At 73.3% G+C, this 12,581-nt stretch carries 11 protein-coding genes; 5 read left to right on the forward strand and 6 right to left on the reverse strand.

All coding sequences use genetic code 11. The features are described 5' to 3' along the window. The coding region (locus EAD96_RS27025) for an MBL fold metallo-hydrolase (RefSeq protein WP_121686226.1) at positions 1-744 on the reverse strand (744 nt) is incomplete at its 3' end. Between the two features lie 139 nt (positions 745-883). On the opposite strand from EAD96_RS27025, the gene EAD96_RS27030 reads away from it, so the two are divergent. Next, positions 884-2,101, forward strand: a complete 1,218-nt coding sequence (locus tag EAD96_RS27030; protein ID WP_120573189.1) for an NADP-dependent isocitrate dehydrogenase — start codon at positions 884-886, stop codon at positions 2,099-2,101. A gap of 234 nt (positions 2,102-2,335) precedes the next feature. On the opposite strand, the gene galT is transcribed toward EAD96_RS27030, so the two are convergent. The 4 genes from galT to EAD96_RS27050 all read right to left on the reverse strand — a co-directional run bounded on the left by galT (position 2,336) and on the right by EAD96_RS27050 (position 6,293). Beyond that, positions 2,336-3,409: a galactose-1-phosphate uridylyltransferase gene (gene galT, locus EAD96_RS27035; RefSeq protein ID WP_120573190.1), complete on the reverse strand. Its 1,074-nt coding sequence runs from the start codon at positions 3,407-3,409 to the stop codon at positions 2,336-2,338. Next, positions 3,406-4,194, reverse strand: a complete 789-nt coding sequence (locus tag EAD96_RS27040) for a DeoR/GlpR family DNA-binding transcription regulator (RefSeq protein WP_121686227.1) — start codon at positions 4,192-4,194, stop codon at positions 3,406-3,408. Before EAD96_RS27040 ends, galT begins: the two co-directional genes overlap by 4 nt. 176 nt (positions 4,195-4,370) lie before the next feature. Continuing rightward, positions 4,371-5,900 (reverse strand): adenylyl-sulfate kinase, encoded by a 1,530-nt coding sequence (gene cysC / locus EAD96_RS27045; RefSeq protein WP_120573192.1) that lies wholly within the window; start codon positions 5,898-5,900, stop codon positions 4,371-4,373. Positions 5,901-6,029: 129 nt separating this feature from the next. Beyond that, positions 6,030-6,293, reverse strand: coding sequence for a hypothetical protein (locus EAD96_RS27050; protein WP_121686228.1), 264 nt, complete (start codon positions 6,291-6,293; stop codon positions 6,030-6,032). Positions 6,294-6,455: 162 nt separating this feature from the next. Between EAD96_RS27050 and EAD96_RS27055 the strand changes: the two genes are divergently transcribed. Genes EAD96_RS27055 through EAD96_RS27070 form a run of 4 tightly spaced genes read left to right on the forward strand, consistent with a single transcriptional unit; the run spans position 6,456 to position 9,907 of the window. Next, complete coding sequence (locus EAD96_RS27055; protein ID WP_091426126.1) at positions 6,456-7,370, forward strand: ABC transporter ATP-binding protein; 915 nt, start codon at positions 6,456-6,458, stop codon at positions 7,368-7,370. Further along, on the forward strand, positions 7,363-8,241 hold the full coding sequence (locus EAD96_RS27060; RefSeq protein ID WP_121686229.1) for an ABC transporter permease: 879 nt from the start codon (positions 7,363-7,365) through the stop codon (positions 8,239-8,241). The genes EAD96_RS27055 and EAD96_RS27060 overlap by 8 nt, the downstream gene beginning before the upstream one ends. Then, positions 8,238-9,197: an ABC transporter ATP-binding protein gene (locus EAD96_RS27065; RefSeq protein ID WP_121686230.1), complete on the forward strand. Its 960-nt coding sequence runs from the start codon at positions 8,238-8,240 to the stop codon at positions 9,195-9,197. The genes EAD96_RS27060 and EAD96_RS27065 overlap by 4 nt, the downstream gene beginning before the upstream one ends. After that, entirely contained in the window at positions 9,197-9,907 is a 711-nt protein-coding gene (locus tag EAD96_RS27070) for an ABC transporter permease subunit (protein ID WP_013288490.1), read from the forward strand. Before EAD96_RS27065 ends, EAD96_RS27070 begins: the two co-directional genes overlap by 1 nt. Positions 9,908-9,977: 70 nt before the next feature. Here the strand turns inward: EAD96_RS27070 and valS are convergent, their stop codons facing one another. Continuing rightward, positions 9,978-12,542, reverse strand: a complete 2,565-nt coding sequence (valS, locus tag EAD96_RS27075; RefSeq protein WP_121686231.1) for a valine--tRNA ligase — start codon at positions 12,540-12,542, stop codon at positions 9,978-9,980. Between the last annotated feature and the right edge of the window lie 39 nt (positions 12,543-12,581).

The raw sequence follows: 12,581 nt of genomic DNA on the forward strand, positions 1-12,581 counted from the left end.
GGCCAGGGTGGCGGGGGAGAGGGTTGCCAGCAGGGTCGTGCGGGAGTGGCGGGCCGTGTCCGGAGCCTCCTCGTGGGCGTACGCCAGCTCCGGGTCGACCAACTGGATCGCGTGCACCAGCAGGTCGCCGGTGATCAGGAGGCGCTCGTCGTCGGCCTCGACCAGCACCGACTGGTGACCCGGCGTGTGGCCGGGCGTGTGCAGCAGCCGTACCTCCGGGGTGAGGGGCGTCTCGCCGTCGACCACCCGCAGCCGGCCGGCGGCGCGCAACGGCGTCAGCAGCCGGGCCGGCAGTTCCGGGTGGAACAGCTCCAGCGCGTCCACCTCGGCGCGCTGGATCAGGTGATCGGCGTTCGGGAACAGCGGACCGGCCCAGCCCACGTGGTCGGTGTGCAGGTGGGTGAGGACCACGGTGCGGACGTCGGCCGGGTCGATCCCGGCGGCCGCCAGCTCGGCCGGCAGCCGGCCCGGTACCGGCGCCCAGCTCGCTGCGAGCGAGTCGGCCGGACCGATGCCGGTGTCGACCAGCGTGACCGGCCCGTCGCCGACCCGCACCGCGAACGCGCGGAACCGCAGCCACCACCGGCCGTCGTCGGTGACGGCACCCGGGTCGAGCCGGTCGGCGGCCTGCCAGTGCGCCTGGGTCGCGTCGGGAAACGCCTCGCCGCGGGGCTGGAAGAAGGGCCCCTCACCGTCGGCGAGCGCGGTGACCGTGATAGACCCGAGGGTGCGGCTGTGCGGCATCGGACGATGATGCCAGCGGCCCGAGGCGCGGCGCAGCCCGCTTTTCCGGCGGCCCACCCGGGCCGCCTGGGGACTGCCGGCCAGTTTCCAGTACGCTCGTACTGCTTGAGCACGTGTCCCCCGAGAGGAGCGCCGGCCGATGGCGAAGATCAAGGTAAACAACCCGGTCGTGGAGATCGACGGCGACGAGATGACCCGGATCATCTGGAAGCAGATCCGGGAGCAGCTGATCCTGCCCTACCTCGACGTCGACCTGCACTACTACGACCTGTCGATCCAGCACCGCGACGCCACCGACGACCAGGTCACCGTCGACGCCGCCAACGCCATCAAGGAGCACGGCGTCGGCGTCAAGTGCGCCACCATCACCCCGGACGAGGCCCGGGTGGAGGAGTTCGGCCTGAAGAAGATGTGGCGGTCGCCGAACGGCACCATCCGCAACATCCTCGGCGGCGTGGTCTTCCGCGAGCCGATCATCATGTCGAACGTGCCGCGGCTCGTCCCGGGCTGGACCAAGCCGATCATCATCGGCCGGCACGCGCACGGCGACCAGTACAAGGCCACCGACTTCGTCGTCCCCGGCCCGGGCACGGTGACCATCACCTACACCCCGGCCGACGGCGGCACCCCGATGGAGATGGAGGTCGCCAACTTCCCCGGCGGCGGCATCGCCATGGGCATGTACAACTACGACGAGTCGATCCGGGACTTCGCCCGCGCCTCGTTCCGGTACGGCCTGGACCGCAACTACCCGGTCTACATGTCGACCAAGAACACTATCCTCAAGGCGTACGACGGCCGGTTCAAGGACATCTTCGCCGAGGTGTTCGAGAACGAGTTCAAGGCCGAGTTCGACGCGGCCGGCCTCACCTACGAGCACCGGCTGATCGACGACATGGTCGCCGCCGCGCTCAAGTGGGAGGGCGGTTACGTCTGGGCGTGCAAGAACTACGACGGTGACGTGCAGTCCGACACCGTGGCGCAGGGCTTCGGCTCGCTCGGCCTGATGACCTCGGTGCTGCTGTCCCCGGACGGCCGCACCGTAGAGGCGGAGGCCGCGCACGGCACCGTCACCCGGCACTACCGGCAGTACCAGAAGGGCGAGAAGACCTCGACCAACCCGATCGCCTCGATCTACGCCTGGACCCGGGGCCTGGCCCACCGGGGCAAGCTGGACGGCACCCCGGCGGTCACCGAGTTCGCGAACACGCTGGAGAAGGTCATCGTGGACACCGTCGAGGGCGGCCAGATGACCAAGGACCTCGCGCTGCTCATCTCGCGGGACGCCCCGTGGCTGACCACCGACGAGTTCATGAACGCGCTCGACGAGAACCTGGCGCGCAAGCTCGCCGCCTGATCACTCCCGTCGATCACCACGGAGCCCGCCGGCACGCGCCGGCGGGTTCCGTGGTGTCCGGGCCCGGTGCGTCACCGGGTCCGGGCCGGGCTCGTTGTACCGGGTGGACGCGATGCCAGTCTCGTCCAGCCGTCCCTTCCCTTGCGGGGGGCCCTGTCCCGGGCCCCCCGCGCCCTGTTGTGCGGGGCGTGCCTCCCGCTCCAGCCTCGCCGAGCTCCGGCCGCGGCGGCCGGCTCAGGCGGCGCGCAGCAGCTCGGCGGCACGTTCCGGGGCGATGTCGTTGATGAACACACCCATGCCGGACTCCGACCCGGCCAGGTACTTCAGCTTGTCCTTGGCCCGCCGGATGCTGAACAGCTGAAGGTGCAGGTGGCCCAGTTCCCGGTCGATCCGTACCGGCGCCTGGTGCCAGGCCGCGATGTACGGCATGGGCAGGTCGAACAGCCCGTCGAAGCGGCGCAGCAGATCCAGGTAGAGCGGCCCGAAGGCGTCCCGCTCGGCGTCGTCGAGCGCCGGGATGTCCGGCACCGGCCGGTGCGGCGCCACGTGCACCTCGAACGGCCAGCGGGCCGCCGCCGGGACGTACGCGGTCCAGTGCTCGTTGCTCGCCACCACCCGCTCCCCGGAGGCGCGTTCGGTGGCCAGCACGTCGGCGTAGAGGTTGCCCCCGGTGCGGTCGGCGTACCGCCGGGCGGCGGCCAGCATGCTGCGGGTGCGCGGCGTGACGAACGGGTACGCGTAGATCTGCCCGTGCGGGTGGTGCAGCGTCACCCCGATCTCCACGCCCCGGTTCTCGAACGGGAAGACCTGCTCCACACCGGGCAGCGCGCTCAACGCGGTGGTGCGGTCGGCGAGCGCGTCCAGCACCGTCCGCACCCGGCGCGGGGAGAGCCGGGCGAACGAGGCGTTGTGGTCGTCGGTGAAGCAGACCACCTCGCACCTGCCGCGCCCGGGGCGTACCGGGGTGAACGGCGTGATCTCGGCCGGTTCGTCGGCCACCCGCTGGCTCAGCGAGGGGAACCGGTTCTCGAACACCACCACGTCGTAGTCGGGCGCCGGGATCTCGCTGTGCCGCTCACCCCGGGACGGGCACAGCGGGCACTGGTCGGCCGGGGGCAGGAACGTGCGGGTCTGCCGGTGCACCGCCACCGCCACCCACTCGTCGGTCAGCGGGTCGTACCGCAGCTGCGAGGCGGGCGGGGGAGGGGGCAGATCCCGCCGGTCCGGCTGGTCGCGGACCGCGTCGTCCCGCTCGTCGAAGTAGATCAGCTCGCGGCCGTCGGCCAGCGCGATCTGCGTACGCTTCACTCCGCCCCCCTCGTCGTGGGCACCGTCACCAGCTCGCCCACCCTGTCGTCGAGTACCCGTCGGGCCTCGGGTGCCAACCGGTCGTCGGTGACCAGCACGTCCGCCGCGTCCAGCGGCACGATCGACGAGATGCCGACGGTGCCCCACTTGGTGTGGTCGGCGAGCACGACCAGCCCGTCCGCCGCTGCCACGAGTGCCCGGTTCGTGTCCGCCTCCATCAGGTTGGGCGTGGTGAACCCGGCCCGTTCGCTGATCCCGTGCACGCCGAGGAAGAGCAGGTCCAGGTGCAGCGCGGCGATCGCGGCCACGGCGAGCGGGCCGACGAGCGCGTCCGACGGCGTGCGGACGCCGCCGGTGAGCACCACCGTCTGGTCCGGCCGGCCACCGACGTGCAGGGCCTCCGCCACCGGCAGCGAATTGGTGACCACCGTCAGGCCGGGCACGTCCACCAGCCGCCGGGCCAGCTCGGCGGTGGTGGTGCCGGCGGAGAGCGCGATCGCGGCGCCGGGCCGGACCAGCCCCGCGGCGTAGTCGGCGATGGCGGCCTTCTCGGCGGACTGGCGGACGGACTTGGCGTGGAAGCCGGGCTCGTCGGTCGAGCCGGGGCCGGCGGGTGTCGCGCCCCCGTGCACCTTGGCGAGCAGGCCCTGCTCGTGCAGCGTGTCCAGGTCGCGCCGGATGGTCATGTCGGAGACGCCGAACTCGGCCGCCAGCTCGGTGACCCGGACGCCACCGGCGCGGCGCAGTCGTTCCAGGATGGCGGTCTGCCGCTGCCGCGCCAGCATCCCCGGCCCACCTCCGCGCCTCACCGACCACGCGGGCACTCCACGCGGTCGAACGTGTTCCAACAAAGACGAACACTACCGCGCAGCGAGGGGTGATGCGAGGCCGCCGCCGTCCGGAAGCCGGACGACGGCGGTCGAGGTGCTCGCAGGCCGGGACGGGCCCGGCGGTGAGACGGTCAGGCGGGCTGGAGGCGGGGCTCCACCCAGCCGGTCTCGGTCAGGTGCTCCATCACCTTCCCGATGGCCTCCTCGACGCTCAGGTCCGAGGTGTCCACCACCAGGTCGGCGTCGGTGGGCTCCTCGTACGGGTCGTCGATGCCGGTCATCCCGGTGATCAGGCCGGCCCGGGCGCGGGCGTACAGGCCCTTGCGGTCGCGCTGCTCACAGACCGCCAGCGGCGTCGCCACGTGGACCAGCAGGAAGCCCGCCCCAGCCGTCTCGGCCATCTCCCGGGCGGTGGCGCGGGCCGCCGCGTACGGCGCGATCGGGCAGCAGATGCCGACGCCCCGGTGCCGGGCGATCTCGGCGGCCACCCAGCCGATCCGGCGCACGTTGAGATCCCGGTCGGCCTTGCTGAACCCCAGCCCGGCGGAGAGTTCCCGCCGCACCACGTCGCCGTCGAGCAGCGTGATCGTGCGGTCGCCCTGCTCGCGGAGCACGTCGGCCAGCCCGCGGGCGATCGTCGACTTGCCCGAGCCGGACAGGCCGGTCAGGAAGATCACCAGGCCCCGGTGCCGTCGCGGCGGGCGGGCCCGGGTCAGTTCCTTCGCCACCGCCGGCGGGGTGTGCCACTCGGGCAGCGGGAAACCGCGGTCCAGCAGGTCGTCGATCTCGCGCGTGCTCAGCGCCAGCCGCCGGTTGCGCGGCGGGATGTCCTCACGCCAGCGCCACTGCCCGTCCCGGTTGTCGTAGGCCAGCTCGCGGGGCACCAGCACGCGCAGGCCGGCACCGGAGAGCATGCCCTCGGTGGAGAGCAGGTGGGTCACCCCGTACGCGGCGGCGACCCGGGCCCGCAGCAGCGCGTCGCTGATCTCGTCGCGCCGCCGGGCCAGCGGCACCGCCACGAGCGTCGCCGGGGGCATCCGGTCGCGGGCGGCGAACACGCTGCGCACCAGCGACTCGGCCGGCAGGCCGCCGATCGACTCCTCGCCCACCGGGATCATCACCAGCAGGTGCGAGCCGAGCGTACGGGCCGCGTGCGCGATCTGCGCCAGCTGCGGCCGGTGCAGCGGGCGGTCGGCGAACACGCCGAGCACCCGGCCCGGCGGCAGCAGGCCGCGCACCTCGTCAGGGCCGCGCCGCAGCCGCTGGAACGGCCCATGGCCGCCGTCGCCCAGTCGGCGCACCGCGCCGCCGACACCCACCATGCCCTCGCGGCCCGGCCAGACGTCGGTCACGTCCATCGCCGCCACCGGCGCGCCCTCACCGTCGGTGAGCACCACCGCACGGCGGGCCGGGTCGGCCGGGTCCAGCCCGTCGGCGAGTGCCGCCGGCACCTGGAGCGTCACCGGCACCGGCCACGGCGTGCCGTCGGCCAGCCGGCCGCGCCGGTTCAGCGAGGCCAGGTCGGCCCGGCTCATGAAACCGGTGAGCGGCGCGTACGCCCCGCTCAGCAACAACTGGAGATCGGCCAGTTCAGCGGGCCTGGGCGCGTACGACGGCGCATCCCGCAGAACGTCCTCGGGCAGCAGCCACCCGTTGCTCATCGAACCCCCAACTCACCGGCCGGCACACAGTTTCGCAGCCCACCGGCGATCGGTCGAGAGCGCCACCCGGCCTCCCGGTGATCGCGTGTCCGGCGACCGCGCCGAGGACGAACCGGGGTCACCGAATCCTTACCGGCGGGCGGCGGCCGGTCGATCCTGCGAACGGCTGCCGGCGCGCGCCGACCGGCCGAGCGCGCGGTCCCGTATCCGACGGACCGCGCGGCGGAGACGGGACCGCAGCCGGCGCGAGTCCTCCACCCGGGGCGCGCCACCGTCGGCCGCGCAGCGCACCACGAGCGGCAGGCGGGCGTCCAGCGCCCACCCGGCCTGGATCACCCGGGCCCGGACCTCCCAGGTGCCCCGGCTCACCAGCCGGTCCGCACCGTCGCTCATGTCGCCCCCGTCGAGTCGGCCGCACACGGTGGCAGCATCCCGGAGCGGTCGCCACCCCACCATCCCGTGCCCGCCACCTAGGGGCTGCGGCGACCGAGGATCAGGGGATCGCAGGGGTCGGGAAGGGCTCCGGGCCAGCGCCGGAGTTCTACGCTGAACGGCGTGACACTGCTCGCGACCGAGTCGCTGACCAAGACGTACGGAGGCCGGGTCACCGCGTTGGCCGACCTCACCGTGTCGGTCGAGCCGGGGATCATCGGGCTGGTGGGCGCGAACGGCGCCGGCAAGTCCACTCTGATCAAGATCCTGCTGGGTCTGCTCCCGCCGACCAGCGGCCGGGTACAGGTGCTCGGCCTCGACCCCACCACCGACCCGGCCGCGGTCCGCGCCCGGGTCGGCTACATGCCCGAGCACGACGCCCTCCCGCCCGACCTGTCCGCCGCCGAGCTGGTCACCCACCTGGGCCGGATCAGCGGGCTGCCGCGCACCGTCGCCCGGGAACGGGCCTCCGAGGCGCTGCGCCACGTCGGTCTGCACGAGGAGCGGCACCGGGCCGTCGGTGGTTACTCCACCGGCATGAAGCAGCGCGTCAAGCTCGCCCAGGCGCTCGTACACGATCCCGATCTGCTGCTGCTCGACGAGCCGACCAACGGCCTCGACCCGGCCGGCCGGGACGCCATGCTCGCGCTGATCCACCGGATCGGCACCGAGTTCGGCATCTCGGTGGTGGTCTGCTCGCACCTGCTCGGCGAGGTGGAGCGGATCTGCGACACGCTCGTCGCCATCGACGGCGGCCGGCTGCTGCGCGCCGACCGGGTGTCCGCCATGACCACCGCCACCGACGTGCTCGCCGTCGAGGTGAGCGAGGGCACCGAGGAACTGGCCGCCCGGCTCGCCGCGCTCGACCTGCCGGTGACCCGCGACGGGCGGCTGCTGCTCGTCCCGCTCGCCGACGACGCCACCTACGACCAGATCCTCGGCGCGGTCGCCGAGCTGGACCTGCCGCTGCACCGGCTGGACCAGCGGCGGCACCGGGTGGCCGAACTCTTCGCCGCGAGGGAGCCCAGCCATGTCTGACGCGACCGGGGTCATCCACGACATCGGCTACCAGCGCTACACCGGCCCGCGGCTCGGCCGCCGGCAGGTGTTCGGCGCGCTCTACCTGCACGGCGTGCGTACCGTCTTCGGGCTCGGCCGCAGCGCCAAGGCCAAGATCTTCCCCTGGCTGGTCGTCTCCGTGGTCACCGTGGTGGCCGCCGGAGTCACCGCGGTACGCAGCCAGATCGGCGAGGTGGTGATGACGTACGCCCAGTTCGCCGACGCGATGAGCTGGCTGGTCATCTTCTTCGCCGCGGTGGCCGCGCCCGAGCTGGTCTCCCGCGACCTGCGCAGCGGCGTGCTGCCGCTGTACTTCTCCCGGCCGCTGCCGCGCGGCGACTACGCGCTGTCCAAGCTGCTGGCGCTCGTCACCGCGCTGTGGCTGCTGCTCGGCGGCCCGCAGCTGGTGATGTTCCTCGGCGCCGCGTTCACCACGAAGCGGGGTATCGGCGGGGTGTGGGACGAGCTGCTCGACCTGCTGCCCGGCCTGCTCTACGCCGGGCTCTGGGCGGTGGTGTTCGCCTCGATCGCCCTGCTGGTCGCCTCGCTCACCGGCAAGCGCGCGTTCGCCGCCGGCGGCATCGTGGCGGTGTTCCTGATGACCACGCCGGTCGTGGGCGTGCTGTCCATCCTGCCCTCGCAGACGATCAACGAGCTGGCCTTCGTGGCCTCCCCGCCGACGCTCGTCGGCGGCGTGGGCAACTGGGCGCTCGGCGACCGGCTGACCCAGGGGCGGGGCGGCATGCCGATCGGCGACTTCGGACCGGTCTACGCCGTGGCCGCCGTCCTGCTGGTCGCCGCGTGCGTCAGCCTGCTGCTCCTGCGATACCGGAAGGTGGCCGCCCGATGACGGCGATCAGCACCCAGTCGACGGCCGGCGCGCCCGCCGCCGCGACGAGCACGCTCGACCTGGCGGGCGTCTCCCGCTGGTACGGCAACGTGGTGGCGGTCAACGACGTCACCATGCGGCTCGGCCCCGGCGTGACCGGCCTGCTCGGCCCGAACGGCGCCGGGAAGACCACGCTGCTGCACATGATGGCGGGCTTCCTGTCCCCGTCCCGGGGCACCGTGACGCTGGACGGGGAGCCGACCTGGCGCAACCCCGCCGTCTACCGGCGACTCGGCCTGGTCAGCGAGCGCGAGGCGGTGCACACGTTCCTCAGCGCGTACGAGTTCGTGCTCGCCAGCGCGAAGCTGCACCGGCTGCCCGACCCGGAGGCCGCCGCCCGGCGGGCGATCGAGCTGGTCGAGATGGAGGACGCGCAGAACCGCCGGATCGGCACCTACTCCAAGGGCATGCGGCAGCGCACCCGCGTCGCCGCCGCGCTCGTGCACGACCCGCAGGTGCTGCTGCTCGACGAGCCGTTCAACGGGATGGACCCGCGCCAGCGGCTGCACATGATGGCGCTGCTGCACCGGCTCGGCGACGCGGGGCGGACCATCCTGTTCAGCTCGCACATCCTGGAGGAGGTCGAGCAGGTCTCCGGCACGGTCCAGGTGATGGTGGCGGGCCGGCTCGCCGCCTCCGGCGACTACCGGACCATCCGCCGCCTGATGACCAACCGGCCGCACGTGTTCGGAGTGCGCTCCACCGACGACCGGGCGCTGGCGGTGGCGCTGATGGCCGAGGCGTCGGTCTCCGGCGTCGAGCTGGACCGTACCGGCCTGACCGTCAAGGCCGGCGACTACGGCGCGTTCACCCGGGCACTGCCCCGGATCGCGCTCCGGCACGGCATCCGGGTCCGGCAGCTCCTGCCGGAGGACGAGTCGCTGGAGAGCGTCTTCTCGTATCTGGTGGAGGCATGATGTCGACAGTCACCTGGATCACCGCGCGCGGCCTGTTCGGCCGGAGCCGGTTCCTCATGCTCCTGCCGTTGCCGCTGGTCCTGATCGGCCTGGCGGTGCTCTGCCGGTCGCTCGGCGTCGACCCGGGCCAGTGGGGGCCGCCGGTGCTCGTCGGCCTCGGCCTCGCCGTGGTGCTGCCGGTGGTGGCGCTGATCGTGGGCACCGGCGTGCTCGGCGCGGAGATCGACGACGGCACCGTCGTGCACATCCTCACCAAGCCGCTGCCGCGCTGGCAGATCGTGCTGCCGAAGCTGGCGGTCGCGGCCGGCGTCACAGCGGTCACCGTCGGCGTCCCGATCTACGTCGCGGGCGTGCTCGCCGATTCGGTACGCCTCGGGCTCGCACTCGTCGCCGCCTCGGCGGCGGGCGCGCTCGCGTACTCGGCGCTGTTCCTGGCGCTCAGCCTGGTTACCCGGCGTCCGGTGCTGCTCGGCCTGGTCTACGTGCTGATCTGGGAGGGGCTGCTGGGCCGGTTCGTCGGCGGCACCCGGGTGCTGTCGATCCAGCAGTGGGTGATCGCCCTGGCCGACCGGATGGCGCCGACGCCGCTGCTCGGCACCACCGTCTCGGTGCCGGTCGCGGCGGTGCTCACCGCCCTGGTCGCGGTCGGGTTCACGGTGCTGGCGATCGACCGCCTGCGCTCGTTCAGCGTGGCCGGCGAGACGAGCTGACCCTCGGGCGGGCGGGCGGCTTCGCGCCGGCCGCCCGCCCGGTCAGAACGCGCGAGGCGAGATCAGCTCGTCAGAACGCGCACGCGATGACCAGCTCGGTGGTGCGGTCGGGCAGCAGGTCCAGCTTCGCGATCCGGCCCGCCGCGCGCAGGTCGCCGGCGACCGTACCGAGCTGGTCGAGCACCGCCGCCGGTCCGAGCGCCTCGGCCAGCGGCACGTCCGCCTTCATCGACAGCTTCCGTTCCGACTTGGCGCGGCGCACCTGACCCAGCGCGTCCGCCGCCAGCCGCAGCAGCTCCGGGTCACCCGGCGCCTGCGTCGCGCGGCCCACCTCGTACGTGGTCGGCCAGGGCGCGCGGTGCACCGACCCGTACCGCCACCACGACCAGACCTCCTCGGTGACGAACGGCAGCACCGGCGCGAACAGGCGCAACTGCACCGACAACGCGGTGGCCAGCGCCGCCCGGGCCGAGTCGGCCGCCGGCCCGGTGCCGTAGGCGCGCTCCTTCACCAACTCGATGTAGTCGTCGCAGAACCGCCAGAAGAACGCCTCGGTGGCCATCAGGGCGGCCGTGTGGTCGTACCCGTCGAAGGCGGTGGTCGCGGTCGCGACCACGCCGGACAGTTCGGCGAGCATCGCGGTGTCCAGCGGTTGGGTCGCCGCGGCCCGCAGCGCGTCGGCGGCGCCCAGCCCGAGCGCGAACCGCGACGCGTTGAGCAGCTTGGTGGCCAGCCGGCGGCCCACCTTGACCTGGGCCGGGTCGAAGGCGAGGTCCATGCCCGGCTTGCCGTTGGCGGCCCAGTAGCGGACCGCGTCGGACCCGTTGCGCTCCAGCAGCGCCATCGGCGTGACCACGTTGCCCTTGGACTTCGACATCTTCTTGCGGTCCGGGTCGAGGATCCAGCCGGAGAGCACCGCCGTGTGCCAGGGCAGCGCGCCGTGCTCCAGGTGGGACCGGGCCACCGTGGCGAACAGCCAGGTGCGGATGATGTCGTGCCCCTGCGGGCGCAGGTCCATCGGGAAGACCCGGGCGAACAGGTCCGGGTCGGTCTCCCAGCCGCCGACGATCTGCGGGGTCAGCGACGAGGTGGCCCAGGTGTCCAGCACGTCCGGGTCGGCGGTGAAACCGCCCGGCTCGCCGCGCTGCGACTCCTCGTACCCGGGCGGCGGCTCGCTCGTCGGATCGATCGGGAGCATCGCCTCGTCCGGTGTGAGAGGGTGGGACCAGTCCGGCTCGCCAACGTCGTCGAGCCGGTACCACACCGGCACCGGCACGCCGAAGAACCGCTGCCGGCTGACCAGCCAGTCACCGGTGAGACCGCCCACCCAGTGCTCGTACCGGTGCCGCATGTGCTCCGGCACCCAGCGCAGCTCCCGGCCCCGGGCCAGCAGTTCCTCGCGCAGGCCGGCGTCCCGGCCGCCGTTGCGCAGATACCACTGCCGGGTCGAGACGATCTCCAGCGGCCGGTCGCCGCGCTCGTAGAACTTCACCGGATGGGTGATCGGCCGCGGCTCGCCCACCAGGTCGCCCGCGTCCGCGAGCAGCTCCACGAGCGTCCGCCGGGAGCCGTTGACCGTCTGCCCGGCCAGCGCCGCGTAGGGCTCCGCCGGCACGCCGGCCGGCGGCTCCGGCAGCAGGCGCCCGTCCCGGCCGATCACCACGCGGGTGTCCAGCCGCAGCTCACGCCACCAGGTGACGTCGTTCAGGTCACCGAACGTGCAGACCATCGCGATGCCCGTGCCCTTGGCCGGGTCCGCCAGCGGGTGCGCCCGCACCGGCACCTCGACCCCGAAGACGGGGGTACGCGCAGCCGCGCCGACCAGGTCCGCGTACCGCTCGTCGTCCGGGTGGCAGACGAGCGCCACGCAGGCCGGCAGCAGCTCCGGCCGGGTGGTGTCGATCAGCACCTCGCGGCCGTCGGGGCCGGTGAACCGCAGCCGGTGGTACGCGCCCGGCCGCTCCCGGTCCTCCAGCTCCGCCTGCGCGACGGCGGTGCCGTACCCGACGTCCCACAGCGTCGGCGCCTCGGCCTGGTACGCCTCGCCCCGGGCCAGGTTGCGCAGGAATGCGCGCTGGCTGGCCGCGCGGGCCGCCGACCCGATCGTGGTGTACGTCAGCGACCAGTCCACGGACAGTCCGAGCCGCCGCCACAGCGCCTCGAACGCCTTCTCGTCCTCCACCGTGAGCAGTTCGCACAGCTCGATGAAGTTGCGCCGGGAGATCGCCGTCGGGTTCTTCCGGGCCGCGTCGTCCACCGGTGCGGCGGGCGGGCGCCAGTCCCTGTCGTACGGCAGCGCCGGGTCGGGACGCACGCCGTAAACGTTCTGCACCCGGCGTTCGGTGGGCAGCCCGTTGTCGTCCCAGCCCATCGGGTAGAAGACGGTCCGCCCGCGCATCCGCTGGAACCGGGCCACCGTGTCGGTGTGCGTGTACGAGAAGACGTGTCCCATGTGCAGCTCGCCCGACACGGTGGGCGGGGGAGTGTCGATCGCGTATACGTCCGACCGCTCCTTCGTGCGGTCGAACGCGTACGTGCCGTCGGACTGCCAGCGGCGGGCCCAGGTCTCCTCGAGGCCGTCCAGGCTCGGACGCTCGGGGACGCCGCCGCGGGCGCTCCTCGTCGTGTCGGTCATCAGCCGATGGTAGGCAGCCCGCCCGCCCCACTCCACGAC

The organism is Micromonospora sp. BL1, assembly GCF_003667485.1.
In the GTDB taxonomy this organism is placed as follows: Bacteria; Actinomycetota; Actinomycetes; order Mycobacteriales; family Micromonosporaceae; genus Micromonospora; species Micromonospora tulbaghiae.

Coding starts and splice junctions, on each gene's coding strand:
- EAD96_RS27040 (WP_121686227.1), bottom strand. CDS start 4,194: ATGCTGGCGCGGCAGCGGCAGACCGCCATCCTGGAACGACTGCGCCGC.
- cysC (WP_120573192.1), bottom strand. CDS start 5,900: ATGAGCAACGGGTGGCTGCTGCCCGAGGACGTTCTGCGGGATGCGCCG.
- EAD96_RS27030 (WP_120573189.1), top strand. CDS start 884: ATGGCGAAGATCAAGGTAAACAACCCGGTCGTGGAGATCGACGGCGAC.
- EAD96_RS27070 (WP_013288490.1), top strand. CDS start 9,197: ATGTCGACAGTCACCTGGATCACCGCGCGCGGCCTGTTCGGCCGGAGC.
- EAD96_RS27060 (WP_121686229.1), top strand. CDS start 7,363: ATGTCTGACGCGACCGGGGTCATCCACGACATCGGCTACCAGCGCTAC.
- EAD96_RS27065 (WP_121686230.1), top strand. CDS start 8,238: ATGACGGCGATCAGCACCCAGTCGACGGCCGGCGCGCCCGCCGCCGCG.
- EAD96_RS27050 (WP_121686228.1), bottom strand. CDS start 6,293: ATGAGCGACGGTGCGGACCGGCTGGTGAGCCGGGGCACCTGGGAGGTC.
- valS (WP_121686231.1), bottom strand. CDS start 12,542: ATGACCGACACGACGAGGAGCGCCCGCGGCGGCGTCCCCGAGCGTCCG.